At 61.1% G+C, this 26,455-nt stretch carries 28 protein-coding genes; 21 read left to right on the top strand and 7 right to left on the bottom strand.

The genetic code is table 11. The features are described from left to right. Positions 1–236: 236 nt before the first annotated feature. On the bottom strand, positions 237–881 hold the full coding sequence (locus tag ACODNH_RS05720) for a hypothetical protein (RefSeq protein ID WP_306708272.1): 645 nt from the start codon (positions 879–881) through the stop codon (positions 237–239). A gap of 75 nt (positions 882–956) precedes the next feature. On the opposite strand from ACODNH_RS05720, the gene ACODNH_RS05715 reads away from it, so the two are divergent. The 3 genes from ACODNH_RS05715 (at position 957) to ACODNH_RS05705 (ending at position 1,785) form a co-directional block, all read left to right on the top strand. Further along, on the top strand, positions 957–1,265 hold the full coding sequence (locus ACODNH_RS05715; protein WP_004591489.1) for a 50S ribosomal protein L37ae: 309 nt from the start codon (positions 957–959) through the stop codon (positions 1,263–1,265). Positions 1,266–1,291: 26 nt separating this feature from the next. After that, on the top strand, positions 1,292–1,426 hold the full coding sequence (locus tag ACODNH_RS05710; RefSeq protein ID WP_004517024.1) for a DNA-directed RNA polymerase subunit P: 135 nt from the start codon (positions 1,292–1,294) through the stop codon (positions 1,424–1,426). A 107-nt stretch (positions 1,427–1,533) separates the two neighbouring features. After that, positions 1,534–1,785, top strand: coding sequence for a KEOPS complex subunit Pcc1 (locus ACODNH_RS05705; RefSeq protein WP_306708267.1), 252 nt, complete (start codon positions 1,534–1,536; stop codon positions 1,783–1,785). A 45-nt stretch (positions 1,786–1,830) separates the two neighbouring features. On the opposite strand, the gene ACODNH_RS05700 is transcribed toward ACODNH_RS05705, so the two are convergent. Beyond that, positions 1,831–2,433 (bottom strand): metal-dependent hydrolase, encoded by a 603-nt coding sequence (locus ACODNH_RS05700; RefSeq protein ID WP_306708265.1) that lies wholly within the window; start codon positions 2,431–2,433, stop codon positions 1,831–1,833. A 75-nt stretch (positions 2,434–2,508) separates the two neighbouring features. On the opposite strand from ACODNH_RS05700, the gene ACODNH_RS05695 reads away from it, so the two are divergent. From ACODNH_RS05695 to ACODNH_RS05665, 7 genes are all read left to right on the top strand, one after another. Beyond that, positions 2,509–3,147 carry a hypothetical protein gene (locus ACODNH_RS05695; RefSeq protein ID WP_306708264.1) on the top strand — a complete coding sequence of 213 codons (639 nt, stop codon included), beginning with the start codon at positions 2,509–2,511 and terminating at the stop codon, positions 3,145–3,147. A 17-nt stretch (positions 3,148–3,164) separates the two neighbouring features. Then, complete coding sequence (locus ACODNH_RS05690; RefSeq protein ID WP_306710426.1) at positions 3,165–3,770, top strand: hypothetical protein; 606 nt, start codon at positions 3,165–3,167, stop codon at positions 3,768–3,770. Positions 3,771–4,009: 239 nt separating this feature from the next. Further along, positions 4,010–6,769 carry a PAS domain S-box protein gene (locus ACODNH_RS05685; RefSeq protein WP_306708262.1) on the top strand — a complete coding sequence of 920 codons (2,760 nt, stop codon included), beginning with the start codon at positions 4,010–4,012 and terminating at the stop codon, positions 6,767–6,769. 160 nt (positions 6,770–6,929) lie between these two features. Then, on the top strand, positions 6,930–7,289 hold the full coding sequence (locus ACODNH_RS05680; protein WP_306710424.1) for a DUF7344 domain-containing protein: 360 nt from the start codon (positions 6,930–6,932) through the stop codon (positions 7,287–7,289). A gap of 80 nt (positions 7,290–7,369) precedes the next feature. Then, a complete protein-coding gene (locus ACODNH_RS05675) occupies positions 7,370–8,131 on the top strand; it encodes an aldo/keto reductase (protein ID WP_306708260.1) in 762 nt (253 codons plus the stop codon). Positions 8,132–8,301: 170 nt separating this feature from the next. Continuing rightward, positions 8,302–9,132 carry a halorhodopsin gene (hop, locus tag ACODNH_RS05670; RefSeq protein ID WP_306708258.1) on the top strand — a complete coding sequence of 277 codons (831 nt, stop codon included), beginning with the start codon at positions 8,302–8,304 and terminating at the stop codon, positions 9,130–9,132. Between the two features lie 133 nt (positions 9,133–9,265). Continuing rightward, positions 9,266–9,448, top strand: coding sequence for a hypothetical protein (locus ACODNH_RS05665; RefSeq protein WP_306708256.1), 183 nt, complete (start codon positions 9,266–9,268; stop codon positions 9,446–9,448). 113 nt (positions 9,449–9,561) lie between these two features. Here the strand turns inward: ACODNH_RS05665 and aspS are convergent, their stop codons facing one another. Further along, on the bottom strand, positions 9,562–10,866 hold the full coding sequence (aspS, locus tag ACODNH_RS05660) for an aspartate--tRNA(Asn) ligase (RefSeq protein ID WP_434531082.1): 1,305 nt from the start codon (positions 10,864–10,866) through the stop codon (positions 9,562–9,564). A gap of 192 nt (positions 10,867–11,058) precedes the next feature. Between aspS and ACODNH_RS05655 the strand changes: the two genes are divergently transcribed. The 6 genes from ACODNH_RS05655 (at position 11,059) to ACODNH_RS05630 (ending at position 16,689) form a co-directional block, all read left to right on the top strand. After that, entirely contained in the window at positions 11,059–11,958 is a 900-nt protein-coding gene (locus ACODNH_RS05655; protein ID WP_434531081.1) for an ABC transporter permease, read from the top strand. Next, the gene (locus tag ACODNH_RS05650) at positions 11,955–12,704 is read left to right on the top strand and encodes an ABC transporter ATP-binding protein (RefSeq protein ID WP_434531080.1); all 750 of its coding nucleotides are present in this window, start codon (positions 11,955–11,957) and stop codon (positions 12,702–12,704) included. Before ACODNH_RS05655 ends, ACODNH_RS05650 begins: the two co-directional genes overlap by 4 nt. Then, complete coding sequence (locus ACODNH_RS05645) at positions 12,701–13,273, top strand: hypothetical protein (protein ID WP_434531079.1); 573 nt, start codon at positions 12,701–12,703, stop codon at positions 13,271–13,273. The genes ACODNH_RS05650 and ACODNH_RS05645 overlap by 4 nt, the downstream gene beginning before the upstream one ends. Before the next feature lie 126 nt (positions 13,274–13,399). Next, the gene (locus tag ACODNH_RS05640) at positions 13,400–13,891 is read left to right on the top strand and encodes an Lrp/AsnC family transcriptional regulator (protein ID WP_306708248.1); all 492 of its coding nucleotides are present in this window, start codon (positions 13,400–13,402) and stop codon (positions 13,889–13,891) included. A gap of 126 nt (positions 13,892–14,017) precedes the next feature. Further along, positions 14,018–14,482 carry an NAD-binding protein gene (locus ACODNH_RS05635; protein WP_306708245.1) on the top strand — a complete coding sequence of 155 codons (465 nt, stop codon included), beginning with the start codon at positions 14,018–14,020 and terminating at the stop codon, positions 14,480–14,482. 2 nt (positions 14,483–14,484) lie between these two features. Further along, on the top strand, positions 14,485–16,689 hold the full coding sequence (locus ACODNH_RS05630) for an APC family permease (protein ID WP_434531078.1): 2,205 nt from the start codon (positions 14,485–14,487) through the stop codon (positions 16,687–16,689). Here the strand turns inward: ACODNH_RS05630 and ACODNH_RS05625 are convergent, their stop codons facing one another. Beyond that, entirely contained in the window at positions 16,690–17,403 is a 714-nt protein-coding gene (locus ACODNH_RS05625; protein WP_306708241.1) for a phosphoglycerol geranylgeranyltransferase, read from the bottom strand. It lies immediately after the preceding gene. A gap of 154 nt (positions 17,404–17,557) precedes the next feature. Between ACODNH_RS05625 and ACODNH_RS05620 the strand changes: the two genes are divergently transcribed. Genes ACODNH_RS05620 through ACODNH_RS05610 form a run of 3 tightly spaced genes read left to right on the top strand, consistent with a single transcriptional unit; the run spans position 17,558 to position 18,683 of the window. Beyond that, positions 17,558–18,034, top strand: coding sequence for a hypothetical protein (locus ACODNH_RS05620; RefSeq protein ID WP_306708239.1), 477 nt, complete (start codon positions 17,558–17,560; stop codon positions 18,032–18,034). Positions 18,035–18,093: 59 nt separating this feature from the next. Beyond that, positions 18,094–18,495, top strand: a complete 402-nt coding sequence (locus ACODNH_RS05615) for a Rieske (2Fe-2S) protein (RefSeq protein ID WP_306708238.1) — start codon at positions 18,094–18,096, stop codon at positions 18,493–18,495. After that, a complete protein-coding gene (locus tag ACODNH_RS05610) occupies positions 18,492–18,683 on the top strand; it encodes a hypothetical protein (protein ID WP_306708236.1) in 192 nt (63 codons plus the stop codon). Before ACODNH_RS05615 ends, ACODNH_RS05610 begins: the two co-directional genes overlap by 4 nt. A 91-nt stretch (positions 18,684–18,774) precedes the next feature. Here the strand turns inward: ACODNH_RS05610 and ACODNH_RS05605 are convergent, their stop codons facing one another. Together ACODNH_RS05605 and ACODNH_RS05600 are read right to left on the bottom strand one after the other, a co-directional pair. Continuing rightward, positions 18,775–20,937 carry a CapA family protein gene (locus tag ACODNH_RS05605; RefSeq protein WP_306708233.1) on the bottom strand — a complete coding sequence of 721 codons (2,163 nt, stop codon included), beginning with the start codon at positions 20,935–20,937 and terminating at the stop codon, positions 18,775–18,777. Between the two features lie 185 nt (positions 20,938–21,122). Continuing rightward, positions 21,123–23,606: a DNA topoisomerase I gene (locus ACODNH_RS05600; RefSeq protein WP_434531077.1), complete on the bottom strand. Its 2,484-nt coding sequence runs from the start codon at positions 23,604–23,606 to the stop codon at positions 21,123–21,125. 226 nt (positions 23,607–23,832) lie between these two features. Here ACODNH_RS05600 and ACODNH_RS05595 point away from each other — a divergent pair, with 226 nt between their 5' ends. Next, complete coding sequence (locus ACODNH_RS05595; protein ID WP_434531076.1) at positions 23,833–24,378, top strand: hypothetical protein; 546 nt, start codon at positions 23,833–23,835, stop codon at positions 24,376–24,378. Positions 24,379–24,548: 170 nt separating this feature from the next. Beyond that, positions 24,549–24,845 carry a hypothetical protein gene (locus ACODNH_RS05590; protein WP_306710421.1) on the top strand — a complete coding sequence of 99 codons (297 nt, stop codon included), beginning with the start codon at positions 24,549–24,551 and terminating at the stop codon, positions 24,843–24,845. Positions 24,846–24,895: 50 nt separating this feature from the next. Here ACODNH_RS05590 and gatB read toward each other — a convergent pair whose 3' ends face one another. Beyond that, positions 24,896–26,413 (bottom strand): Asp-tRNA(Asn)/Glu-tRNA(Gln) amidotransferase subunit GatB, encoded by a 1,518-nt coding sequence (gene gatB, locus ACODNH_RS05585; RefSeq protein ID WP_306708228.1) that lies wholly within the window; start codon positions 26,411–26,413, stop codon positions 24,896–24,898. Positions 26,414–26,455 lie beyond the last annotated feature (42 nt).

Raw genomic sequence — 26,455 nt, 5'->3', positions numbered from 1 at the left:
GTCTCGGTCCTAGCGGCTCAGACTTGTACTGGTTGGCCCCGCGTATACCACCAGGCGACGACCGCGACGAAACCGTTCAACACCATTGAAGCGGCGAGCAGCAACCGATTAGACAAAAGGAACCAGCCGCTACTGAATAGCAGAAAGACCGCTGCAAGCCCCCAGAACACGTCTTGGTGCGAAATATCCATACAGGGACCTGTTGGCGGTGAATAAAGAGCCGATTGGTTCCAGCGTTAGACAACTATAACGCCGGCAACGAGCACCGCGGCCACCGCGACACCGACGACACCAGTCCGGTGAACAGCCGGTAACGCTGTTCGAACGTCAAGGACCATCGGGAGCGCATGGAGTGCGGCGAGCGCCAGATAGCCAGCCGGGGCGACCAGTGGAAACTCGACGGCCCCGGCAGTCAGTAGACAGAGGCCGACAACGCCCGCACCCAGATAGCCGCGCCCGCGAGCGGGCTGGCCAGCCCCTTCGAGAACGCCACCGGTCCAGCAGTAGCCGACGGTTGTCGATGCCACCCACGCGTGCCAGAACGCCAGTTGCCCGGGCACGACACCGAGGAAGCCAGCGACGGTCAACGCCATCGCAGTGGTATTGACCGTCCCCCAGGCGAGCATCGCGTCGGAGAAGCGAACGGAGTCGGGTGCGTGCAGGACCGTCAGACCCACGAAGCCGCCGATCAAGACGACCCACAGCGCCGTGGCGAACAGCGCACCGTTAGCGCGGCCTGACCAAGTAAGGGCCTGCGTACCACCCCAGCCGACCAGTCCGGCCGCCGCGCCCGAGAGCAAGAACTCCGAGGCGGTAAGCCGCCCGCTCGTGGCTGGTGCGACCCGCTTGAGGCGACCTCGGAGTTCGTCGAACACTGCCATCGACCGACGGTTTGCCCGCCACCCCCTTGAGTTGTGTCGCCGTGGAGCCATCGGGAACCGAATCTCGAAGGCCTTATGTGGCCGCTCGGCGGACAACAGACCACTATGGCTAGCAAGAGCGGAAAGACCGGTAGCTCGGGCCGTTTCGGCGCTCGCTACGGTCGCGTGTCCCGACGCCGCGTTGCGGAGATTGAATCGGAGATGAACGAGGACCACGCCTGTCCGAACTGCGGTGAAGACCGCGTCGACCGCCAAGGCACGGGCATCTGGCAGTGCAGCTACTGTGACTACAAGTTCACCGGCGGCAGCTACAAGCCGGAGACGCCTGGCGGCAAGACTGTTCGACGCTCCATTCGGGCCGCACTGTCCGAAGACGAGGAGTAAAGGACCTTCATCCCTATCTCTCAGCTATGAGCTACAAGTGTTCACGCTGTAAGCGCGACGTGACGCTGGACGAGTACGGCGGCGTTCGCTGTCCGTACTGCGGACACCGCGTCCTGCTGAAGGAGCGGTCGCCCGACGTCAAGGAAATCAACGTCAACTGAGCCTGTCGGTGACGCGGCTGATAGTCGACGGCCGGCTGCGCCACGTTGCGAACGGCTTTTCTGGGGCAGCCCTGTGATCGATACGAGGACGTCCCATCCTGAAGAGTATGACTGCGACACATCAGACCCACCTCACCGCCGAGTATGACAGCGCTGATCGGGCTCGCGCCATCGAGCGGAGCATCCGCCCTGAAATCGACGATATTGAGGGCGACCGGACGACGGCGCGGCTCAGCCGGGATGGACGGCAAGTCGAACTCACGGTTGCGGCGGCTGACCTCGTGGCACTGCGGGCGGGTATCAACACGTGGTTGACGCTACGCGGTGTTGCTGAAGACGCTCTGGCGGGACAGAAGTAACGAAAGCAGCGCGGAAATGACCGAAAGCGACGCGACAGCGGAACGTTACTGCCGGTAGCGGTCCGGGACGTGGGCTGCAATCGATTCGGGGACATTGCCGAACACGACCGGCGCCAAGGCTGCTAGTCGACGACGGAGGAGCCCGTAGGTCGCACCGGTGAGGAGGGCCGCGGCGACGACCCACCGGAACGGCCCGTCAAGCACGACGAACAGCGGCGCACCGACAAGCACCAGCAGCCCCACGTCCGCGGGTGAACCGTCGTACAGTATCCATCGCTTCGGCGACCGCCATCGCCCGCGGACGTGGTCGTACACGGCGCGCTCGGAGGTGGCTTCCCACGGGCGGAGTTCGAGGCCGCCGCCGTACCGGTCCATCCGGCAGTGGAGGGCAGCGCCCATCAATAAGAAGGTGAGCGCAATGAGCAGCGGTGTCTGGAGGATGGCCGCGAACCCAGCAGCCGGGACAACCGCGAGCGTGTACCCGCTGGGGTAATGCAGTGTGCGCCGATGCCCCGAGTACAGGTCGAGGTCGGGCAGAACGCCACCGACGAGGCCGCCAGCAAGCGCTACCGCGGCGTGGTCTGGCGCAAGGACAAGCAGCGGTGTCGCGATGGCAAGCCCCGCTATCGCGTGCGTCGGCAGCATCATATACCACTATAACGGGCCGTAAGGGGTATAAACACGTCGCTGGGTTTATTCGCCGTCGTACCGCAGTTCAGTGCAATGAGTGATGGTTCCGGCCGTTCCGGGGGCAGTCTCGGGAATATCGACCTCGACGACACGTTCGAGAGGCTCTTCCGCGACGGGCGAACAAACGCACTCATCGCGTGGATGCTCGTCGCGGTTCTCACGGCTGTGTTCGTCGAAAGCGTCCTCGAAACCGACTACCAGTGGATACTGTTCGTCAGTGTCGTCGGCTTCGTCGTCCTCGTGCCGCCGGTGGCGTTCCGCGAGTGGCGCGTGATGCTCCCCTGGGAGCTGCTTGTTCTCGCGCTGCTTCCGGTCTTGGCTCGCGGGCTTGTCGGCGGTACCGTCGGAACGTTCGCCAGTTACCTCTCACTCGCTGCGCTGGCCTTGCTGGTAATCGTTGAGCTTCACATGTTCACCGAACTCACGCTCACGCACTGGTTCGCCATTGGGCTCGTCGTTTTGACGACGCTCGCCGCTGTGGCGGCCTGGACAGTGTTCCGGTGGAACGCTGACCGGTTTCTCGGGACGTCGTATCTCACGACCAACGAGGCGCTGATGACCGAGTGGCTGTACGTTACCCTTGCCGGACTCGCCGCGGGTGTGTTGTTCGATGGCTACTTCAGACGGCGGGACCGCCTCTGGCGCGCCATCCAGCGGACGGTGCGACGATGAGGCTGCCCCGGCCGTCGATGCGGAACCAGCAGCGGATCACCCGTGCGATGCAACTCGTCTTGCTCGGGTTGGTCGGCTACGGCATCGTCGCCGGCCAACCGAAGCCGATCACGAACGGCGGTATGGGCCTGCTCGTCACGTTTCTCCCCGCGGTGATGCGGCGAAACTACAATCTCGCTCTTGACCCGTGGCTCGCCCTCTGGATCACGACCGCGGTGTTCCTCCATACACTCGGTTCGGCCGGACTCTACGGACAAATCGGCTGGTGGGACCACCTCACTCATGCGATGTCAGCCTCACTCATCGCTGCGTTCGGGTATACGACAGCCCGGACCATCGACCTCCATAACGATTCGATCCACATCCCCAGACGCGTCTTTTTCGTGTACATCTTCGTCGTCGTGCTCTCCTTCGGGGTGATCTGGGAACTGTTCGAGTTTGCGCTCGATATTGTTGCCACCGAAACGGGTGTCACAATGCCGCTGGCGCAACACGGCCTTGATGACACGGTCCGGGATACGATGTTCAATTCGCTCGGAGCGCTGCTGGTCGCGGCGTTCGGACAGGCACATCTCACTGATGTCGCAGAAACCCTCCGGGAGCGGCTGTTCGTTGTCGACTGATGTCAGGTGTTTCACCGGACTCATTCGACGAGATGGTAGCTAGTGAGGAGGTAGTGGCTGAACACCGTACGCCATCGGCCACGTGGTTTCTGTCCGATAGATTACGACAGAAACTGTGTGCTATCCGCAACGTTTAGCCACTGTGGTCGTTGAACGTGTGATTTCGCTGTCTGGATATCGCTGTCGCCGCCGAACAGTTATTACGCCTCAGTAAAGTGATTGAACAGCATACCAGGGTGATGATTGGAAACGACCTCGACAACATCGCGTTTGCGGGAGCGAGACAGACCGACGCTGCCAGTCGAGAAATCGAAGTCGTGTATCTCGATTCCGACGCGACGGCACGAAAACAGATACAGGAGGGGCTAACGGACCACCACGCCGACATAACCGTGACGAGCGTGGCAACGACAGATGCCGCGCTGGAAGCCGCCGCGTCGACGGATGTCTCCTGTCTCGTCCTCGACCCGACTGGGCTGGGTGATATCCCGGCTGCACTGGTGTCGAACGACCGCTATCCGGTCGTCCTTTACACGGACATCACTGCGCCGGACAGCGCTGCGACTGTCTTCGACGACGCGGAGACGGTCGTGATGAAACAGGGGGATGGACAGCCGCTGCTGCTGGCGGAGAAGATCGTCAGCGTCGTATCAGCCCCAGTCGACCGGACCGAGTCCGTACTACGGGAGTCAGTGTCTAGAATTGAATCGCGTGCTGAAGCGAACGAAATCGCTGTCCTGCTGGCGGATGATGGGACGGTACAGTGGTCGAGCGAAGCGGTTTCGGCGTTTGTCTCTGGCCTCGATGACACCTTCGAGGTCGAGGATCTCGTCGACGCCATGGCTGGGGCACTGCCCGATACACCCAGCGGTCGCCGGCAGTTACGACGACTCCGGAATTCACCCACCGAGCCGGTTGCCCTCAGGGCCCCTGGCAAGGACCACGACCAGTATCTCCTTCGGCACGGATACGAACTGCCGGACACCGCGGGTGGGCTTACGCTTGTCCTACTGCGGGACATTACCGAAACCGCTCGGCGTGACGCTCACACGGCACTGCTTGACCTCCTCGTTGAGCGGGCACAGGACGGGCTCTACACAGTCGACGAACGTGGCGTCATCGATTTCTGTAACGATTCGTTCGCGGCGACTCTCGGGTACCAGCCGGGTGAAGTGTGCGGTAAACACATTTCGGAAATCCTCGCACCTGGTGAACTTCCGAAGGGACAGGCGGCCGTCGAAGAGCTACTCGAAGCACCTGACCAAGAGAGTACGACTGTTGATCTGAGGTTCCGCCGGAAAGACGGCACCGAACGCGAGCTCTCGTTTAACCACACGCTGGCCCGCGATGAAGTCGGCAACTACAACGGAGTCATCGGCGTCGCACGGGACGTTACGGAGCGAAAGCGCCGTGAGAAAGAGTATCAGGAGATGATGGAGCGATTTGACTTTGCGCTTGAGGGTGCAGAGCTCGGCGTCTGGGACTGGAACCCGAAAACCAACGATGTCACCTTCGACGAGCGCTGGACCGGGATGCTCGGCTACGCAAGGGATGAACTGGAGCCGCACTACGAGTCGTGGGCCGATCTCGTCCATCCAGATGACCTTGACCGAGCAGAACAGGCGCTCGGGAAGCTGAAGACTGGGGAAACCGAGCTGTACCAGTGTGAATTCCGAATGCGGACGAAAGACGGGGACTGGCGATGGATTCGTGACCTCGGTAAAGTGTTCGAATGGAACGACGACGGCGAGGCGATCCGGGCTGTTGGGATCCACCAGGATATCACTGAAGAGCGGAAACGGCAGAACGCAATCGCACGACAGCGAGACGAGCTGGTAACGCTCGACCGGGTTAACGTTCTAGTTCAGGATCTCATCCGTGCGCTGGGAACGACAACAACTCAGGACGAACTCGCCGAGACAGTGTGTGACCGGATCGTTGAGTCTGAGTTGTGTGATATAGCCTGGATCGGTGAGCGATCCGGGGTCAGCGGCAGCCTCACTCCGAAGGCGGTCGCCGGCGATGACGAGGGATGTCTGGACAGCATTACCGGTGACGATCAAACCGACACGTGTCCGGGTGAAACGGCGCTTCGGACGGGAACGATTCAGACGACGACAGTCGAAAGCGGGTCCGAATCCATGTGGGAAAGTGCTGAGGCTGGTCGGGGAACCCGCTCTATTGCGGCGATTCCAATCGTTCACGGCGACATCGTCCACGGAGTCCTGTGCGTGTGTACCGACCAGTCGGATGCGTTCACCACACGTGTCGTGGAGAGTTTCGCCGTCCTCGGCGAGATGCTTGGTTTCGCGTTCATGGCTGTCCAGAACCGGCGGCTGCTCTCACATGACAAGATACTCGAACTGACTTTTGAATCGCGAAACACTGATACGCCCCTCATCTCGGTAGCGAACGCATACGGGTGCCGACTCGAGGCTGTCGGGTCCGTCAACATCGACCCGACCCATCTCCTGTACCTCTCCGTCGATGGCGGACCGGCTGATGCAGTCTCGGAGCAACTTCGCTCTCACGAGGACATTCTCGACTCGCGGGTTGTTCGCACAGATGACGACGGTGGTATTCTCGAACTGCAGGTGACAGAAACCATCCAGTCGCTCCTGCTGGATGTCGGCGCTCGCCGCCGGTCACTGGTCGCAGAGGGAGGGACGCTCTCGATAACGGTCGAGGCACCACTGGGTGCTGATTCTCGCACGATACAGGAGGCACTTGCTGTCTGTACACCTGACTTTACGCTGACGGCAAAACAGGAGTGTGAACAGGCAAACGACATACTTGACACCGAATCGGACCCGCGTGACAACCTGACTGATCGCCAGCAAGAAGTCCTTCGTACGGCCTTTCTGGCCGGGTACTACGCTTGGCCACGAGATACGAACGCTGAGCAACTTGCGGCCACGCTCGATATCGCTTCATCGACGCTCCTCCAGCATCTCCGGCGAGCAGAACGGAACCTAATTTGTGCTATTTTTGATGTTTAGTGGTGGGGGTATGGTTGTACTAATAAATCATTTACAACGTTTCTTTGCTGTTACCTAGTAAGTCTAGGCGTGTGATTGATGATGCTAGGAGTCTTTAATTTAACGCGCACAAATGAGCAACCAAAGGAATGCTGGGCCGCGAAGTGACAAGTGGTGTGGGATGACGCCGTCGGACAGAACGCTGTCTACGGCGGACGTAGATGATGTGTTTGAGGTTTTGGCTGACTGGCGGCGGCGGGCCGTCTGTCACTACTTCGCGAGCGGCGACCAGACAGCCGCTGACGTTGCGGCACTAGCATCGGCAATATCGGAGCAAGGGGCCAAGAGCGCAGTCGATGCAACAGACACGTCGCCCTCGACTATCCGAACACAGCTTGAAGAGGAGCACTTGCCAGTGCTGCATCGGATCGGACTCATTGACTACGACCAGCGAAGTGGCGCAGTGAAGTACTGGGGGTCGCCTACCGTCGAAAAGTGGGCTGATCACGCAGAGGCTGTCACGCAGCGGACTGACTTCTAACGGCGCAACAGGCCGTATCTGGGGGGATACGGGCTGGCAGAGACGGGCTGTTTTTTTACCACAGCGTGCAACTGGGATGTATGGACCTTCCATCGGTCGGACTCGGTACGATGGGTATCGGGGACGAGGCGGTCGTTCGGACAGCCATCGACTGTGGCTACCGCCATCTCGACACCGCTCAAATCTACGACAACGAGAACACTGTGGGCGCGGGCATCGCCACCGCCGACACCGACCGGGCCGCTCTAACTGTCGCGACGAAGCTCTGGGTTGACGCCCTCGAAGCGACTGCTGTCCGCCCGGCAACAGAAGCGAGCCTTGACCGTCTCGGCCTCGACACTGTCGACCTGCTGTACGTCCACCGTCCCCGTGGCGACTACGACCCCGAAACGACACTGCCCGCTGTCGAGGCCGTGTGCGAGACCGGACTGACAGAGCATGTCGGACTCTCGAACTTCGACCCGGACCAGTTGGCTGTCGCGCGCGATCACCTCGACGCGATTGCTGCACATCAGGTTGAGTTCCATCCGCTGTTCTGGCGCGAATCACTGCTCGTTGACGCCCAGAAACACGACTACCCGCTGGTCGCGTACGCACCGCTGGCCGGCGGTCGCGTGTTCGAGGAGCCGACCATCGTCGACATTGCTGACCAGCATGACATGTCGCCGGCCGCCGTCAGCATCGCCTGGGTGACGAGCTACGAAAACGTCGTCACGATTCCGAAGGCGTCCTCCCGATCCCATCTCGAAGCCAACCTCGCCGCTGCCGATCTGGAACTGTCCGACGCCGAAATTGCGCGTATCGAAGCCATCGAGCGTGACGAAGAGCTGTTTCCGGAGTGAGTTGCCCGCCGCTGGACACGAGCGAGCAGGTGTGGTCTGAGACTGATTAGCGCGGCGATTCCACCCTCGCGTCCGGGACTGGTCCTGCCCTTCCGAAACCCGAATTCAACAGCGGATACCGATACCGTTTGGCTACGCGTCTTTAAGTGTGCTCTTCGTAGCCAGTATACATGACAGCTGCCAGTACCACTGCAACGACAGTGCTTCAGGCGACACAGTCAGACGTGCTCCAGGAGATACAGTCGGATTTCCTCCTGAACTCATCGATCTGGGTGAACATCGCGCTGGCGGGCGTCGTCATCCTCCTGTTCGTCGCGATGGGTCGGGATATCGAGTCGCCCCGCGCGAAACTCATCTGGGTCGCGACGATGTTGGTGCCGCTGGTCTCGATTTCCAGCTATGCCGGCCTGGCCTCCGGGCTGACGGTCGGATTTTTGCAGATGCCACCGGGCCACGCCCTCGCCGGACAGGAGGTTCTGTCACCGTGGGGCCGCTATCTGACGTGGACGTTCTCAACACCGATGATTCTCTTGGCGCTGGGCCTGCTCGCCGATACTGATATGGCATCGCTGTTCACCGCAATCACGATGGACATCGGGATGTGTGTGACCGGCCTCGCCGCCGCGCTCATCACCTCCTCGCACCTGCTACGCTGGGTGTTTTATGGCATCAGCTGTGCGTTCTTCGTCGCAGTGCTGTACGTCCTGCTCGTCCAGTGGCCGGCCGACGCAGAGGCCGCCGGGACGAGCGAGATATTCGGGACGCTCAAGATTCTAACTGTGGTGCTGTGGCTCGGCTATCCGATTCTGTGGGCGCTGGGCTCCGAGGGAGTCGCCCTGCTGAGTGTCGGCGTCACCTCGTGGGGCTACTCCGGGCTGGATATCCTCGCGAAGTACGTCTTCGCGTTCTTGCTCCTGCGCTGGGTCGCCGCCAACGAAGGCACCGTCTCAGGGTCCGGGATGAGCATCGGCTCCGGCGGCACTGCGCCCGCAGACGACTGAGCCCCGTGCCGTGACGTGAGCAGTATCCGCCCTGCTTGCGTATTCTCGGTCGTATACTGACCGCTCTCGATCTCTGCCTGTACAGTGACAGATACAGAAAAAATAAGCTATGTCGCCCAAGTGACTAGTCTGTATGCCCTCCCCATTCGAAAACCCGGCCATTCGCTACGGTATCCCACTGATCAGCGCCACGGTTGTCGCGGCTGTCGCGTTCCTCTTTCTTGAGGGAACGATACGGTATGTTGCACTCGGTATAGCTGTCCTCGAAGTTGTGGTCGCCCCACAGATTCTGAAGCAGGCAGCGGCAAACGCCTAGTCGGGGACAGGCCGGACTTCGGTCGTCGTGTCGGTTCGGTGTGTAGCCCTGCGGCTGTCCACCTCTGACACTCTACGCTTGGCAAAATTGAATCACTGCGAGGCAGTGCGACTCTACGGAGAGAGTCGCTGTCTGTCTCGCGGGAACAGCACCGCTTCTCGGATGTTTTCTAGCCCGAGCATCGTCATGATAAGGCGCTCGCCGCCGAGGCCCCAGCCGGCGTGTGGCGGCATGCCGTACTTGAACATCTTGGTGTAGTACTCGAAGGCTTCCGGGTCCAGCCCTTGCTGTTCGAACCCTTCGACGAGGTGGTCAAAGCGGTGCTCACGCTGGCCGCCTGAGACCAGTTCCATCGACGGGTGCATCATGTCGAAGCCGGTCGAGACTTCTTCATCGTCGTCGTGGTCCTTGATGTAGAACGGCTTGATCTCGCTGGGCCAGTCGGTGATGAAGTAGTGCTCGCCGACTTCCTGCCCGAGGACGTGCTCGGCCTCCGTCGAGAGGTCGTCGCCCCACACCAGCGGCTCGTCAAGTTCGCCGGTGGCGTTGATCTTGTCGAGCGCTTCCTCGTAGGTGAGCCGTGGGAAGTCACCTTCGGGGGCCGCGAACTCGTCTTCAAGCCCGAGCGCTTCGAGTTGGTCCTGACAGTTCTCGGCGACGCCCTCGTAGGCGGACTGGACGACGTGCTCACAGGCGTCCATCGCCTCGGTGTGGTCGTAGAAGGCCGACTCGAAGTCGATAGAGGTCGCCTCGTTGAGGTGCCGTGGCGTGTTGTGCTCCTCGGCGCGGAAGATCGGGCCGATTTCGAAGACACGTTCGAGGCCAGAGCCGACCATCAGCTGCTTGAACAACTGCGGACTTTGGTTCATGAACGCTTCCTGGCCAAAGTACGTGATCGGGAACAGCTCAGTGCCGCCCTCGGTCCCCGTGGCGACGATCTTCGGTGTTTTGATCTCCGTGCAGTTGATGTCCCGGAACGCCTCGCGGACCGACCGGAGAACCTCTGCGCGGATCTCGAAGATGGCCTTCACCTCGTCCTTGCGGAGGTCGAGCGTCCGGTTGTCGAGGCGGGTCGGCAGTTCGGCGTTGACCTTGCCCGACGGGTCAAGCGGCAGTTCGGGGTCGGCTTCCGAGATCACGTCGACAGACTCCGGCGTGACTTCGACACCGGTCGGCGCGCGTGGCTCCTCTTCGACGTCGCCGGTCACCGAGATGACCGACTCGCGCTGGACGTTCAGCCCCGTTTCCACGAGGTCGTCGTCCATCTCGTCTTTCTCGAATTTGACCTGTATCTTTCCAGTGGTGTCTCGAAGGATAAGGAAGGCAATACCACCGAGGTCTCGGATCTCGTGGACCCAGCCGGCGACGGTGACCGTGTCACCCGGCGCTGCGTCCGCCGTGTAGGTTCGGTTTTCCATGGCTGTTCGTTCTTGTGGCCGTAACTTAAGAACAGTCTTTCGAGGCGAGGGCAGGGCGCTCTCAGAACACGGTTGGTCTTAAGCAGGGGCACCAGTGCCTTTCAGGCCCGACCGAAGCGATATCCCGTTTTCGTTTAAACATAGCAGCAGTTGACAGTGTGTTTTATATAATACACTTTCAAACCCGACCATATGGCCCTCCCCCGATGGTTCCCTGTTGCACGGAAAGAGGCAACCACGTTACTCAAATCGAAAGGCACCTGGATACTTGCACCCCTGCTCGTCGTCTGGGGATATAATCCCACTTACATCAGTTGGGATCTGCTTGGCCCGGACGTTACGGTCGGGTTCGTGCAGGTAGCCGGGTCGTTCCTCCTCCCACTCTGTGTGCTGTTACTGACGTATCGGTCGATTATCCAGGAGCGCACGTCAGGCAGTCTGAAATTCCTGCTGGGGTTGCCACTCACGCGGACTGACATTCTCATCGGCAAAGTCTTCGGTCGGAGCGTCGGCGCTGTGGTACCATTTGCCGTTTCAACAATTGTTCTCGGCGTGATTGGTGGTTTCAAGTTCGGGCTGTTCTCCCCGCTGCGTTTCATCGGCGTGTTTCTGGTGACGGTACTGTACATCGTTGTGCTCGTGTCGATCGCAACAGCGGCATCGGCAGTGACGACCAGCACAGTCCGTGTAACCGCCGTACTCTTCGGCGGTTTCTTTCTGCTATTGACACTTGGGTGGAAAATCATTGGTGTCCGTCTCTACTCAGCTGTGACCGGGAACGCAGTGAATCCGCTCAACCCGCCAGCTGACGGTCTCTTGTTCGCTATCCTTCGGATTTCACCGGATCGAGCGTACCGAACTGTAACGAACGGGATACTCGGGCTGGCGAACTCCGGTGACCAGTACACGGTAGTCGCCACAGTACTGTATCCCGGGCACTCGGTCAACGCGTACGTCGTTGACGCAGCCTTCAGTGGACAGCCAGTCCCAGCCTATCTCCACGAATCGATCGCTCTCGTCGTATTGCTTCTCTGGGGAGTCATCCCACTCGCACTGGCCAGCTATCGATTCAACCGAGGTGACCTCGCATGACGTCGCCGGCAATCGAGACTGATGGCCTTTCGAAACAGTACGGCGACGTTGTTGCGCTTGATGAACTGAACATGACTGTTGCACAGGGCGAGGTGTACGGCTTCCTCGGCCCGAACGGCGCCGGCAAGTCGACCACGATCAACCTGCTGATGGACTACATCAAACCAACGTCGGGGACAGCGCGCGTTCTCGGCCACGATCCATGGAACGATGTCGTTGCCTGCCATCAGCGCGTTGGTATCTGTCCCGACCGTTTCGAGACCTACGAGTCGCTGTCCGCGCGGCGGCATCTCGAACTGGTGATTGATACGAAGCGTGCGGATGACGACCCGCGGGCACTGCTTGAGCGCGTCGGACTGGTTGATGCTATCGAAAGACCTGCTGGAGAGTTCTCACAGGGGATGGAACAGCGGCTAGCACTCGCGATGAGTCTCGTCGGGGAGCCGGACCTTCTGATTCTCGACGAGCCGTTCACCGGGCTTGACCCCCACGGCGTCGCGCTGGTGCGGGATGTTGTGGAAGCGGAGTCCGAACGTGGTGCGACGGTGTTCTTCTCCAGTCACGTTCTCGGGCAGGTCGATCTAGTCTGTGACCGCGTCGGGATTCTTTACCAGGGAGATCTCATTGTGGAAGGGACTCTGCCGGCGCTCCGGGACACTTGTGACCTTTCGTCTGACGCGACAGTCGAGGATATCTTCATGAGACTGACTGACGGCTCCGCACACGCCAGAGAGGTGGATACATGAATCGCCGCCAGTATCTGGCCGTGTCGACGGCTGCGCTGTCCGGGCTAGCCGGCTGTCTGGGTGATACCGAGTACACTATCTCCAGCGTGGAAACCGAAGATGATTCCCACCCGCTCGCGCTCGACGTGACGGCAGTCGACCGAAACATAGCAATCGAAAGCCCCGGCCGGCTGGACATAACGCTCCGAAACACTGGGACACAGGGCGTTATCATCAAGAACACCGGCACCTGGCCACTCGGGGTGTTAGGACTGACTCCAGCGGGTGAGTCAAGGATATCTGACATTCTACTGGTGACTGATGAGTATGCGGAGGCAGACACCGTCGAAATACAGCCAAACGGGGCGAGCAAAGACAATGCCCCACTCACCGGCACGCTGGCTGCTACCGAATCCATCGAGCGGCAGTATGAACTCGACGGGCGGCGGGTCTCAGCTGCCGGCACGTACACACTGCAAGGCTACTTTGATGCAGTACCCCTCTCCTACCGCACGGACGAGAACGCAGACTGGGTCGCATATCGCCCATCGGTAACTGTGACGCTCACCGAACAGTCGGTCCTCCTTTGAGACACAGCGGCGTCGGTGCCTCGAATCCGTAGCGAGTCGTCGTACTGCTGGCGCGTCACAGCCGAGACCACGCCGTCTGGGACAATATCCTGAACCTTTGTACTGGTAGCCATCAAAATAGCCGCCATGGCCGACGCGGAGTACCCTATCGACGACCTGGACCGGAACATCATCTACGCGCTCCAGCAGGATGCGAGACACACGTCAGCGAGTGAAATAGCCGAATCGCTTGATGTCTCCGCACGAACCGTTCGGAATCGCATCACGAAGCTCGAAGACGCTGGCGTCATCGCCGGCTACGATGTCGATGTCGATTACGAGGCCGCGGGGTACCAACTCCATACGCTCATCGTCTGTACAGCACCAATCCACGAGCGCGAGGAGGTCGCACAGCGGGCACTCGATGTGTCCGGGGTCGTCGCCATCCGGGAGGTCATGACCGGGGCCGACAACGTCCACGTCGAGGTGGTCGGAGCCGACGGAAACGACCTGAGCCGCATCGGCAGGGACCTCAACGATATTGGACTGGAGGTCGTTGATGAGGACCTTATTCGGAACGAGTACACCCGGCCGTTCCACCAGTTCGGGCACGACGATGCTGAGAGTGCGTCTAAATAGTATAAACTTCCGAAAGGTGCTTATATAATCATAATAGTCCGGAATCGGAACTCTTACCTAGATATTTATCGTCTTCCGGAATCAATAGGTGCGTACCGGCCGGCTCGATCCGGCTCTACGAACCCAATGATATCCCTTACCGGACTCCGCGAACGTGTGGACGACGACATCGACCCCCCGTCGGTACTGGTCATCAGCGACCGGCACGTCGGGTCTGAGGTAGTAGCGACGTTAGATCGAGGCACCGATGCCTGTCTCGTCACCGACCACGACGGTGTTGCCGGGCAAACACCCGACGACACCCGCGTGGTAGTCGGTGACGAGCGGGAGTGTGCTGTTCTCCGGGACGCTGGGGCCCAAACGACCGATATCGCACTGGTCTCGATGCAGGCGGACCGGGGGGCGTTCCTCGTGACACAACTGCTTCGGACGCAGTTCGATGTCGAAACCGTGGTCGTCGTGCTCAACGACCCGCAGCATCGACCGGCGTTCGAGTCGGTCGGCTCTGAGGTGGTCTGTGGCTCGCAGATCCTAGCGACCGAACTGGAACGCACTGTGGAAACAACGCTCCAGACGCACGAAACCGCGTAATCATGGCCAAGGATCTGGAACGCGACCTCGGACTGCTGTCAGTGGTAGCGATATCAATCGGCGCAATGGTCGGCAGTGGCATCTTCATTTTGCCGGCACTGGCGGTGAAAGACGCCGGGGCCGGCATCATCGCCGCCTACCTGCTCGCGGGCGTGCTCGTGCTCCCCGCCGCACTCAGCAAGGCCGAAATGGCGACAGCAATGCCCGAGGCCGGCGGTACGTACGTCTACATCGAGCGGTCGATGGGGCCGCTGCTTGGCACGGTCTCCGGCCTCGGCACGTGGTTTTCGCTCTCGTTCAAGGGCGCGCTCGCGCTCGTCGGCGGCGTGCCGTACCTCGTCCTTCTGTTCGACCTGCCGATCCGTCCGGTCGCGATCACGCTCGCCGTCGTTCTCGTCCTCGTCAACATCCTCGGGGCGGAACAGACCGGCCGACTCCAAATCGGTATCGTCGCGGTGATGCTCGTGGCGATCGGCTGGTTCGTCGCCGGCGGTGGTCCGGCAGTCAACACCGCGACGTACGGTGGGATGTGGGACTACGGCGTCGAGGGCATCTTCGCCGCGACCGGCCTCGTGTTCGTCTCATTCGCCGGCGTGACGAAAATCGCCTCCATCGCCGAGGAGGTCGAAGATCCGGACCGCGTTATCCCGCTTGGAATGCTCGGCTCCCTCGGTTTTACCACGCTGCTGTACGTGCTCGTTGTCGCCGTCGTCGTCGGCGTCATCCCACTTGACCAGCTCGCCGGGAGTACGACGCCGATTGCGGACGCAGCCGAGGCGACGCTTGGCACTGCTGGCGTCGCGGCCGTCGTCCTAGCGGCGATTCTGGCGCTGGTCAGTACGGCCAACGCCGGTATCCTCTCCTCGTCGCGCTACCCGTTCGCCATGAGCCGCGACGGACTCGCGCCCGACCTGTTCAGCACGATCAGCGACCGCTTTGGCACGCCGGTGACCGCCATCACGCTGACCGGCGGCGTGATGTTGCTGCTCATTCTCTTTGTTCCGATTCTGGAAATCGCGAAGCTCGCGAGCGCGTTCAAAATCCTCGTGTTCGCGCTCATCAACGTCGCGCTCATCGGCTTCCGTGAGAGCGACGCCCCCGACTACGACCCCTCCTTCGAGGTCCCACTGTACCCGTGGACGCCGATATTCGGCACCCTGACTGGCTTCGCCCTGCTGACGCAGATGGGTCTGGTTGCGATCGTCGGAGCCGTCGGCATTGTCATCGGCAGCGTCGTCTGGTATCTGGGCTACGTCCGACCACGAGTCACCAGAGAGGGCGCGATCAAAGAGTCCGTGCGCCGGAGCATCGGCGACCGCGCGCTTGACCGGACCGAGGAGACGCTCGATGAGACGGCGGGGACCTCCGTGCTTGTCGCGCTCCCCGAAGGCTCCTCGCGACAGAGCGAAGCGACACTACTGGAGGTCGGGGCCGCACTTTCGCCCGCCGGCAGCAGTCTCTCTGTCGTCCAGTTCGACGAAGTGCCCGATCAGCAGCCCCTCGATTACGCCTCCGGTGTGCAGTCTCAGGACGACCTCGAATTCGAGTGCCGGACTGATACGCTGGCGGCTGCCCTCGATGTTCCTGTCGAGTACGGCGAACTCGTCAGCCACCATCCCGAGCGGGCTGTCGCAAACGCCGTCGACGAGCAGGGCGTCGATGTGCTCTTGGTGGAACGTGGCGCATCGTTCGAGGACTCGCTGCTGGGCGACAGTATCGACCGCATCCGAAAACAGACCGACTGCGATACCATCGCCGTCGACGCACAGCCGCTCGACGCGCTGGATACGATCACGCTGGTCACGACCCGCGGCCCGTACGACCCGCTGAAAGTCCGCGTCGGGAACGCTGTCGCGACAGCGACTGGAGCCGACCTTCGGTTCCTCTACCCACTCGACGAGCGCCAGTCGTCCGAGGAACGCCAGCAACTCGAAGCGTACCACGACGACCTGCTGGACCTCTGTGACGTACCGACGGAGCGGACCTTCGTCGACCGGCACGAGCTTTCGGCAGCGATAGACGCGGCTGACAATGACAGAACGCTCCTGATCCACGCAAGCAACGGTGGGCTTTCGGCCCGTGCGTCAAACGACGACGGGACCACGCAGTCAGCAATTCAAGATAGCGACCACGCGTCAATGGAAGTAGACACGAAACGTCATCCCGGCGGCGTCGTTGGTCGGTTGCTCGAACGGCTGGCGTTCTAGCTACCGGACTGTCGCCGTCGCGTCCTTCGCGCCTTTCACCGTCTCTCGCACTGCATCAACGCCTTCGTCGTGGACGAGGTCGCCGACGACGATGGTGTCGGCGTACTGTGCCATCGTACGGGCGGACTCGTAGTCGTGGATGCCACCGCCATAGAACAGCGTCGCGTCGTCAAGGATGTCCGCGGCGGCGGCGACGATATCGGGGTCGCCGAGCATCCCCGAGTACTCCACGTAGACGATTTCCTGTCCCAGCAAGTGCTCTGCGGCTTCGGCGTAGGCGGCCACGTCGTCCGCGTTGAGATCGCAGTTGGCCTGCGTGTAGGATGCCACCGACGCTTCCGGGTTCATGACGATGTAGGCCTCGGTGAAAGTCCGCGACCAGTCGATTTCGTCGTCAATGCGTATCCACTCCTTGTGCGCGCCGGTGATCCAAGTCACGTCCCCGGCGTTCATCACGACCGGTACGAGATAGCCGTCGTGACGGTCGCTGTGGACGACAGATGCGGGGTTAGACGGCTCGATATACACAGGGATATCGTGTTTCCCGCAGGCGTCGACGACCCGCTTCATTTTCTCCTCTGTCATCCCGGTAGTCCCGCCGACTTCGATGGCATCAGTCCCCGTCGCCGCGACGTCTTCGAACGTCTCTCCATCGACCAGCGTCTTGTCGGGGTCTATCTTCACGATGTGGTCCCAGTCCGCCCAGTCGCTCATACCTGCCAGACTTGCGCGTGGCCGTATAACCGCTTCGGATACACCCATCACAGTGGGTCACGCTGACAGCCCTGCCCGGACAGCCTGACTGATGTTGGCTCCGGATATATACGTCTCCGAAGATTTATGACGACTATGTTACAATCGTCAGACGATGACAGCGGACAAACGCCGGTACGTCGTCACTGCCATCCGGGGTGTGCTCGTTCTCACGGGTGCTGTCGTGACGGTGGCAGTGCTGTACTCGTTTTCGACGATGCCGCCAGCGTCGGCATCCGACAACGGCTTCGTCCGTGGACTTTCGTATCTGTTCGGCAGCGTCTTCTTCATCCTCGCGCTGGGCGGTGCCGGGCTCGGTCTCGCCTTACCATCGCTGTTGGGTGCTGAGGACGCGCTGGCGTTTGACCACTGGCAACGCCGCTGTCTCCAGGCTTCCGGCGGCCTCTTCATCGGCGGGTTCGTCGTCGGACTGGTGACAGGACTGCTCACTGCGTTGCAGTACGGCCTTCTCCTCTGGCTGGTCGCCATCGTCCTTGCCGTGCTCGTCGTCAGTTGTGTGCTGGTCTGGCGACTGTTCGAGGTGTTTGTCACTGCGCTGGTGCGTCTCATCGCCGCGGAGACCGGCGAGTGATGGGACAGCTATACGTGCGACGGTAACGCTGATATCAGCGGCAACCTAACGCGCCAGTCGTGCAGCGATTAACGACAGTCGAGACGGTCCATGAGGACGGGTCGTGGCTGTTCACCACCGAAGACCCCTACGGGGACCTTGAAGAAGTCGTTCTCGTTCCCTGCAAAGACGGCGTCGAGGCGTGGGTGAACCGGTGTACGCACGAAGCACAGCGGTTCGACACCGGGCGGGGCGTCCCGATGCGCGGTGACCAGCTTATCTGCCCCCGACACGGGTCACTGTTCGACGCTTGTGATGGCGGCTGTGACAACGGCGACGCCGCAGGGACAACGCTCCCCAGCATCGAAATTTCGGAGACCCACGGCGACGTGTTCCTCACGGACGACGACTATACCTTCGCCCACGAGGGCGGCATTGATGACGACGACGGCCCGAGTTCCACGTCCCACCTCCAGCTGTGACCACTGGCCACAGCATTGAGCGAGACCGACTGCGAGTAGGCGTCGTTGAGTGTCCGCTCTGTGAGCGCCAGATACCTGAGCCGGTAACGCATGCGGTCGTCTACGGTGCTGTCGAGACAATCACAGCCGACAACGCGGACGCCGTCGAATGTCCGGTCTGTGACGGCGTGACGTTCATCTCCGACTGACTGCGGTTCGACGGAGCCGACACGGTTCGTCTGAATCGAGAGCATGGTACGTGTCGGTGAGCCGTGCTGTCGGCAGCCGCGTAGCCAGCTGTCACTGCTGGAGTGGGTCCCACAATATGTCTCTGTCTGACCGGCTCGCCGTGGCGAATTCGACGGTTACGGTGTCCTCTACTCGGAGGTGGTCATGCGCTCTGCTGCCGGTCTCAGCAGCAGTCCATTCAATTAACCGGATGTCGTCGAACTGAGCGGTACGTTCAGGTCCCGTTTCAGGGGGGTAGAGGCGGAAGTAGAAGCGGATATACTCGGCTTCGTCAGGCGTCTCCAGTGCCTGCTCCAGCCGCTCCCACCCTGTTGTCTGTGGCAGGTCAATCGAGACCGAATCGACTTCCGAACCGCCGACTGACTCGTACCATCGGACGAGCAGTTCGAGTCGGCTGTCTGTCTCATGCTGGTACAGCCCCAGTAGTGTTGTTGGCCCCGTGAGAGGCACACGTTCGGCTGTCGTCAGAATCGACCGCTGTGTAGACTCCGCCGTGCGGGAAAGCTGCACGCCACCGCTCCCATCGTGGCCGAACTCCGGACCGTTCGAGTCTGGACCACGACCGAACCGCCACAGAGCCCCTTCGTGCTGCTTGCTGTCTACGTCCGAATCGTCAAACGTTCCAGTTGGAAGTAGATCACGCCCGAGTTCGACAGACGATACCCCATCGACAATCCGACTCACCCATCCGGATTTACGTGTGTATATCGTTCCATTCCCTTCGAGCGTCTGGGTTTCTGTTTGTACTGCTGAGTTACTGTCAGCCCGGTACTCAAGCGTCCCATCATCGAGTGTAAACTGGTCGGAGGACAGCGTTGCGGTCTGTCGCAGTTGCCATCGCCGGGGCTTGCCAACGACTCCTTTTGGTACGTATGCCTCAATGAGGACGGGGTCGACGTACGCTCTGGCGATCCCCTCGTCGGTGACGTGGACAGTCAGGATATTAGAGGGGAACGTTGCCCAGAACTCTTGATCGAACACGAGATTCCCGAGAGACCATGCAACGAGCGCGCCGTCCCGGAGTTCAACACCGCCGGTGACGTGTGGATGGTGATTCACCACTATGTCTGCACCGGCGGCGATGGCTGCATCAGTTACTCGCTCAATCTCGTCTGTTGGTGTTCGCTGGTACTCGTTTCCGCCGTGAATCTGGACAGCGACAATATCAGCGTTCGCACTGGCTACAGCGACGTTGTCAGTAATCTGTGCCGCAGTCGCGGTCGCTACCCCAACATCGCCAGAAAACGTCAGCGACCCAGTAGCAGCCGTGTCAGGGATATCATCGCCTGTTACCGAGTGCGTCTTGGACGAGCCGTTGTCAGCCGACCAGTCGATATCGTACTGGTCACCGGTAATCGTGGCACAGGAAATGAGCCCAACAGTGAGCCCCTGTGTTTCGATGTATGTCGGGTCCCACGCCTCTTTACTCGACGCTCCTGCCCCTGAATTCCTGATGCCAGCCTCATCAAGCGCCTGTACTGTGTCGTCTAGCCCCGGCGTCAATGCGTCGAACGCGTGGTTGTTCGCGAGCGCAGCATAGTTGATTCCAGCCTGTTCCATCGCTTCAGCGGCGGCCGGGTGTGACGTGAACGTGTATGCTTTCGAGGGATGGCGCCACGAAGTCGTTGTCAGCGGCGTTTCGAGGTTCACTGACGTGATGTCGGCATCCTGAAACGGCGGCGAAATATGCTGGAGAATCGAGCGATGTGCTGCCTCGTGCTCTCCCGCCGGTATCTGGAAGTGTGGCTCAAGCGGGTCGTCATCCTCGTAGAACCGCCGACCGAACATCACATCGCCACCAAAACTGAGCGCTGCGGCTCCAGTACGTGGCGTGAGTGCTACTTGATAACTGGATCCGGGTTTGATAGCGGTTGTGTACGGAATGAAATCGGACGCGGTAACGCGCAACCAAGCCGGACCACTCAGTTCCTGAATGCCGAACTGGCCCTGCGCATCAGTGGCTCCCTCTGCCACGGCCCCGTTTCCGGAAACAACTGCAGCTATGCTTGCGTCTGCGATTGCGTCTCCGGTGAGATCAGTTACTGTTCCTTCTACCGTCCCGCCTTCGTTGCCGGAGTGGTCTGTTTGGGTGCTGTCTGTTTGAGTGCTGTCTGTGCTGGAGTCTGCCGGCAAAAAGCTACTACACCCAGCTACTCCCCCCATTGTTCCGGCTGTCGCAAGCTGGATGAACTGACGGCGTGACTTCTTTGTCATTATGGTGACTAGTTTTGGTCATGGGATAAAAGTATAGATGTATTGTCATTCGTCACAGCAGTATAGATAAGGCGTGCCGAGATCACCAAACGCCAACCGGGTCCGCTAGGATAGGTCGTCGTTGATTGCCAGAGCTAGCCGACCAATATGTAATAAACGCGAAATACACGGAAACCAGTGTCTGCCTATGCTTCCAGTTCGTCCTGCCACTCCTGGACCTGCGTGGCGCTGACACCCTGTACCTCGGTGGCGACGATGTCGGGGTCGGCATCCCGTAACGCCGCCAGCGAGTCAACGCCGGCATCACCGAGCTTTTCGGCGGTCGCCGAGCCGATGCCGTTCAGGTCTTCTAGATCTTCGATAGCGGTCCGGGCCTGATATTCCTCGTAGTTGCAGATAGGACAGCCCAGTTCCCACGGATCGTCGCTGTCGGCATCAATGACCAGCTCCGGCAGGTCGTGTTCCTCACAGAACGCCTCGGTCACGGAGATGTCGCCGTTGCGGGGCAATGGCAGCGAGTAGTCACAGTCGGGGTAGCGCGTACAGCCGACGAGGCGGGAGCCCGAGCGGAGGTGTTTGATTGCGAGGTCGCCGCCGTGCTCCGAGCCACACTCTGGACACGGCCCGATAACCTCGTCCTCGCTTTCATCGGCCTTCTCGGCCTCACAGCGGGGACAGCCGTGGACGAACGTGTCCCGACCAGCGAGCATCTTGACGTGGTGCATATCGTGCTCCTCGCAGTGCTCTTCGAGCACTTGCGGTTCGCCCGTCGACGGTAGCGGGAGTGTGTTGCGACACTCGGGGAAGCCGTCACAGCCGACGAAGTACGACCCCTGGCGCGAGCGCCGAACCAGCATGTCCTCGCCGCACTTGGGACAGGGACCGAGCGTCTTGTCGGCTTTCAGCGACTCCTGAAGGTGCTCGCCGATCTCCTCGCGGGAGTCGCGCAGTTCATCGAACACCCGCTTGAGCATCTCGCGGGACTCGTCGGCCACGTCGTCGAGCGTTGCCTCGCCGTTGGCGATGGCGGTCATGTCCGACTCGAGCTGGGCGGTCATCTCGTCGCTGACGACGTGGTCAGCGAACTCTTCGGCGGCTTCGACGACGGCCATCGCCAGCGTTGTCGGGCGGGGTGGGTCACCCTCGATGTACCCGCGGTCGTACAGTTTCTCGATGGAATTGTGGCGGGTAGATTTCGTCCCCAGTCCTTTGTCTTCCATCGTCTGGATGAGCCGGGACTGGCCGTAGCGGCGGGGCGGCTGGGTCTGCTTGGCCTCCATCCGCACCTCGGAGATGGCCAGTTCCTCGCCTTCCTCCACATCGGGGACGTGGTTCTCGCTGGCGCTGGAGTAGGGGTACACCTCGTGGTAGCCCGGTTCGACCAGGCGCTTGCCGTTGGCCTTCAGCGAGCGGCCGCCAGCGTCGGCGACGACGCGGAGGTGCTCCCATGTGGCGGCCTCGGCGACTGTCGCGAAGAAGCGCCGGACAACCAGTTCGTAGATCTCCCACTCGTCGTCCGACAGGTCGGCCTTCGGCGGAATCTCGCCCGTCGGGTGAATGGGCGGGTGGTCGGTGGTCTCCTCATCGCCCTCGGTGGCGGTGATGTCGTCCTGCTCCAGCAGGGTCTCGGCGTCCTCGCCGAAATGTCCGGCCCCAACGAACTCATCAAGGAGCGCGTCCTCTTCGAGGTCGTCCGGGTAGACCGTGTTGTCTGTTCGCGGGTAGGTGATGTAACCGGTGGTGTACAGTTCTTCGGCGATGGACATCGCCTGCTGTGCGGAGTAGCCCAGCGAACTCGCGGCGGAGATGAAGGCGGTAGTGTTGAATGGCGTCGGCGGGCTGTCGGTGCGGGTCCGGCGGCGGACACTCGTCACCGTCGCGGCGTCGACGCTCGTCAGGTCGGCGTAGGCGTCGTCGGCGTCGTCCTCAATCCAGACCCGCTCGGCCTCCTTTCCGTCGTCGTCGTAGAAGTACTGGGCCTCGAAGCCCGACCCGTTCTTCTGGAGGTCGGCGAAGATTTCCCAGTAGTCCTCGGGGTCGAAGGCCTGAATCTCACGCTCGCGGTCGACAATGAGTTTCAGCGTCGGCGATTGGACCCGGCCCACGGAGATGAAGTCGTCGCCGAGTTGCCGGGCCGACAGCGAGAGGAAGCGAGTAAGTGCTGCGCCCCACACCAGGTCGATAATCTGGCGGGCCTCGCCGGCGGCCGCCAGGTCGAAGTCGATGTCGTCGGGGTTGGCGAAGGCGTCCCGGACCTCCCGTTCGGTGATCGAGGAGAAGCGCACGCGGTCGACGGGCACGTCGGTCTCCTCGCGGATGAGCTCGTAGGCCTCCTTCCCGATGAGTTCCCCCTCGCGGTCGTAGTCAGTCGCGATGGTCGCCTCGTCAGCCTCGCGTGCCAGTTGCTTCAGCGTGGTGACGATGTTCTCTTGCGTGGGCTCTTTTGTCACGTCGGCATCGATGAGTTCGACCGGTTCCACGTCGCGCCAGTCGTTGTACTCCTCGGGGAAGTCGACGCCAACGACGTGCCCGGAGAGGCCAACGACGCGGGTGTTCCCCCACCGATAGACGTTGACGCCGTTGCGCCGATTCGCGGATGCCCCTCCTTCAGAGAGGATCTCCGCGATGCGGCGAGCGGCGTTGTCCTTCTCGGTGATAATCAGCCTCATCGGACACCACCAGTCTCTGTCATTACCCGTCGGTACGGAGTCAGTTATTCTAAAGGCTTTCGGGAAAATCAGGCGACAGCGCGGGTGTGCGGGCGCTTGCGGGGCCGCTCGCGCTCGCGCGGAGGTAGCCCCAGTACTACTTCGGCAGCGGTCCCACGCAGTTGGGCAGCCTCAGCGCCACTCATCACTTCGACGCACTCTTGCCACTGCCACCCCGACTGACGGTATGGATCGCCGGACGACCAAACTCCTCCGCGGAACCGCCGCCGCACTCGCTTTCGCGACGGCGGCGTTTCACCTCTGGTGGGGACTCCCGCGAAGCATCATCTACGCGCAGGCGATTGAGGGACTGTTCGGCCGGGGGCTCCCGCCGGACCCTCGCCCGTTCCTGTTCGTCGGCTTCGCCGCAGTGGTGCTCGCCGGCCCATATCTCATTACCAGAGGCGTCATCGGCCTGCGGAACGCCTACATTGCCGGGACGGTCCTCATGGTCGCATCCATCGCCGGGTGGGTGTTCTGGCACGCCACCGGCCACGGTGCCTTCCTCGTTGATGGGTTCTCTGCGCCGTCGTCCGGTAGCGGCGGCCACCACGGCGGGAGCACCGCGCTGCTGATACTGGACCATTTCAACACGGAACCGACTGAATCCGCGATCAAAACCCTCGAAGCGCTCGCCGCTGCGATCTTCGTCACGCTGCTGTGGAAAGACCCTGCGATTATCCCGGGCGAGCGACGTGAGAATGGCGAGCCGAACGCATCAAGCGAATCGTAGCACGCGGCTCAGCGTAGCAAATATGAGGATAGCCTCGTAGGGTACCCACGCCTGTAGAATTCAGGACCGACTCGGCAAAGGAACGGCGGTATCGTGACATTTATTATCAGTAGTGTGTCTCTTGTTACTGGATGGAAACTTCTATCCCGGACGTGATATGGGACACAGGGATGGACCGGGTGTTTGAGGCGTTGTTTACCCGCCGTCGTCGAATGATTCTGTTCATGCTGAAACAGGATAGTCCGCGGCCGATTGTCGACTTTCTGCCAAGAAGTGTCGGGGCGCAGAGTACTGAAACTGAACTCCGCCACGATGACTTACCCCGTCTGGCCAGTTTAGCGTACATCAACTGGGATCGGGCGGCCGATGAGGTATCACGGGGCCGGCGATTCGACGAAATCGAACCGATGCTTGAGCTGCTTGAGAACCACGCTGGTGAACTGCCAGATGACTGGCCGCAGCTGTAATTGCAATATCAGGCCGTCTCTGCACCGTTTAGGCTGCGTAGGACGCTCTTTTAGCTCTCGAGTTCTTCGCGCAGCAAGCCATTCACGTCGCCGGGGTCAGCGCTCCCACCGGTCTTTTGCATGACCTGCCCCACGAGGAAGTTGATTGCGCCGTCCTCGCCGCTGTGGTAGTCCTCGACAGCATCGGGGTTCTCGTCGATAGCTTCCACGACAGCCTGCTGGACCTCGTCGCCGGAGGTTTTGCCCAGTCCCTCGCGGGCGACGACAGCGTCGGGGTCATCTCCCGTATCGAGCATCTCCCGAAGCACGGTCTCACGGGCGTTTTTCGCCGTGATTTCGTCCTCGGCGACGAGTGCCACAAGTCGGGTCACCTCGTCGAAGCGATCGTCGATGTCGGTGATGGCCATGTCGCGGTAGTTCAGTTCGCCAAGCAGGTTGTCCGCGACCCACGTCGCGGCTAGGTCGGCGTCGAAGCGCTCGGTCACGTCCTCGAAGAAGTCCGCGACCTGCTTCGTGCTCGTGAGCTTCGAGGCGGCCTCCTCACTGAGCCCGTACTCCTCAACGAACCGCTCGCGGCGGGCGTCTGGGAGTTCCGGTATCGGGACCTCATCCTTCCAGTGGCTAACTCGAAGCGGCGGCAGGTCGGCCTCCCGGAAGTAGCGGTAGTCCTTTTCCTCTTCCTTCGAACGCATCGACACCGTGTTGCCGTGCGTTTCGTTGAAGTGGCGGGTCTCCTGCTCGACGGCGCGCCCCGACTGGATGAGCTTCCGCTGGCGGGAGGCTTCGAAGGAGAGCGCCTGTTCCGCGCCCTTGTGGCTTGAGATGTTCTTGACCTCGGTGCGGTTGGCGTCTTCGAGAACGGACTTGTCGATATCGCCGTCCTCACCAACTTCGCTGGCGTCGACCATTGAGAGGTTCGCGTCGATGCGGAGACTGCCGTCCCGCGTTGCGTCGAACACGCCCAGATACTCAAGCACTTCTTCGAGTTTTTCGAGGAACGACCGGACCTCACCCGGCGCGCGGAAGTCCGGTTCCGTGACGATCTCCATTAGTGGCGTTCCGGCGCGGTTGTAGTCGATGAGAGTGTAATCCGCGCGCTCGATGGAACAGGTCCGTGACTCCAGTGGGCCCGACCCCTCACGGACGTGCTTGATCGAGCCGGGGTCCTCTTCAAGGTGTGCCCGGCGGATGTCGACGCTGCGGCGCTCGCTCTCGACGGAGAATTCGAGTTCTCCGTCCTGACAGATCGGAGAATCGTACTGCGTTATCTGAAAGTTCTTTGGGAGGTCAGGGTAGTAGTAGTTCTTCCGGTGGAAGGTGGTTTCTTCCGGGATGTCGGCATCGATAGCCTTGCCGACCTTCACGGCGGCCTCGACCGCACCCTCGTTGACCACCGGGAGCGCGCCGGGAAGGCCCAGACACACCGGGCAGGTGTGGGTGTTGGGTTCGGCATCGGCCACGTCGGTCGAACAACCACAGAAGATCTTCGTCTCCGTCTCAAGCTGGACGTGGACCTCCAGCCCGATGACGGCCGCGAGTTCGCGGGCTTCGGACGCTTGCGCAGTCATTGTCCGGGGTTCGGTGGCGCGTGGCTAAAGGCTAACGACCCT

It is taken from the genome of Haloarcula sp. NS06 (assembly GCF_051122755.1).
Lineage (GTDB): Archaea > Halobacteriota > Halobacteria > Halobacteriales > Haloarculaceae > Haloarcula.
This window is presented reverse-complemented; position numbering and strand designations above follow the sequence as displayed.

Bases quoted from the DNA above. Each gene is read 5' to 3' on its own strand.
- ACODNH_RS05620 (WP_306708239.1), top strand. From the start codon at position 17,558: ATGACAGCGGACAAACGCCGGTACGTCGTCACTGCCATCCGGGGTGTG.
- ACODNH_RS05680 (WP_306710424.1), top strand. From the start codon at position 6,930: ATGACGCCGTCGGACAGAACGCTGTCTACGGCGGACGTAGATGATGTG.
- ACODNH_RS05715 (WP_004591489.1), top strand. From the start codon at position 957: ATGTGGCCGCTCGGCGGACAACAGACCACTATGGCTAGCAAGAGCGGA.
- ACODNH_RS05695 (WP_306708264.1), top strand. From the start codon at position 2,509: ATGAGTGATGGTTCCGGCCGTTCCGGGGGCAGTCTCGGGAATATCGAC.
- ACODNH_RS05685 (WP_306708262.1), top strand. From the start codon at position 4,010: ATGATTGGAAACGACCTCGACAACATCGCGTTTGCGGGAGCGAGACAG.
- ACODNH_RS05665 (WP_306708256.1), top strand. From the start codon at position 9,266: ATGCCCTCCCCATTCGAAAACCCGGCCATTCGCTACGGTATCCCACTG.
- ACODNH_RS05710 (WP_004517024.1), top strand. From the start codon at position 1,292: ATGAGCTACAAGTGTTCACGCTGTAAGCGCGACGTGACGCTGGACGAG.
- ACODNH_RS05720 (WP_306708272.1), bottom strand. From the start codon at position 881: ATGGCAGTGTTCGACGAACTCCGAGGTCGCCTCAAGCGGGTCGCACCA.
- ACODNH_RS05625 (WP_306708241.1), bottom strand. From the start codon at position 17,403: ATGAGCGACTGGGCGGACTGGGACCACATCGTGAAGATAGACCCCGAC.
- ACODNH_RS05590 (WP_306710421.1), top strand. From the start codon at position 24,549: ATGGACCGGGTGTTTGAGGCGTTGTTTACCCGCCGTCGTCGAATGATT.
- hop (WP_306708258.1), top strand. From the start codon at position 8,302: ATGACAGCTGCCAGTACCACTGCAACGACAGTGCTTCAGGCGACACAG.
- ACODNH_RS05640 (WP_306708248.1), top strand. From the start codon at position 13,400: ATGGCCGACGCGGAGTACCCTATCGACGACCTGGACCGGAACATCATC.
- ACODNH_RS05705 (WP_306708267.1), top strand. From the start codon at position 1,534: ATGACTGCGACACATCAGACCCACCTCACCGCCGAGTATGACAGCGCT.
- ACODNH_RS05605 (WP_306708233.1), bottom strand. From the start codon at position 20,937: ATGACAAAGAAGTCACGCCGTCAGTTCATCCAGCTTGCGACAGCCGGA.
- ACODNH_RS05630 (WP_434531078.1), top strand. From the start codon at position 14,485: ATGGCCAAGGATCTGGAACGCGACCTCGGACTGCTGTCAGTGGTAGCG.
- ACODNH_RS05655 (WP_434531081.1), top strand. From the start codon at position 11,059: ATGGCCCTCCCCCGATGGTTCCCTGTTGCACGGAAAGAGGCAACCACG.
- ACODNH_RS05600 (WP_434531077.1), bottom strand. From the start codon at position 23,606: ATGAGGCTGATTATCACCGAGAAGGACAACGCCGCTCGCCGCATCGCG.
- ACODNH_RS05635 (WP_306708245.1), top strand. From the start codon at position 14,018: ATGATATCCCTTACCGGACTCCGCGAACGTGTGGACGACGACATCGAC.
- ACODNH_RS05645 (WP_434531079.1), top strand. From the start codon at position 12,701: ATGAATCGCCGCCAGTATCTGGCCGTGTCGACGGCTGCGCTGTCCGGG.
- aspS (WP_434531082.1), bottom strand. From the start codon at position 10,866: ATGGAAAACCGAACCTACACGGCGGACGCAGCGCCGGGTGACACGGTC.
- gatB (WP_306708228.1), bottom strand. From the start codon at position 26,413: ATGACTGCGCAAGCGTCCGAAGCCCGCGAACTCGCGGCCGTCATCGGG.
- ACODNH_RS05675 (WP_306708260.1), top strand. From the start codon at position 7,370: ATGGACCTTCCATCGGTCGGACTCGGTACGATGGGTATCGGGGACGAG.
- ACODNH_RS05595 (WP_434531076.1), top strand. From the start codon at position 23,833: ATGGATCGCCGGACGACCAAACTCCTCCGCGGAACCGCCGCCGCACTC.
- ACODNH_RS05700 (WP_306708265.1), bottom strand. From the start codon at position 2,433: ATGATGCTGCCGACGCACGCGATAGCGGGGCTTGCCATCGCGACACCG.
- ACODNH_RS05690 (WP_306710426.1), top strand. From the start codon at position 3,165: ATGCGGAACCAGCAGCGGATCACCCGTGCGATGCAACTCGTCTTGCTC.
- ACODNH_RS05650 (WP_434531080.1), top strand. From the start codon at position 11,955: ATGACGTCGCCGGCAATCGAGACTGATGGCCTTTCGAAACAGTACGGC.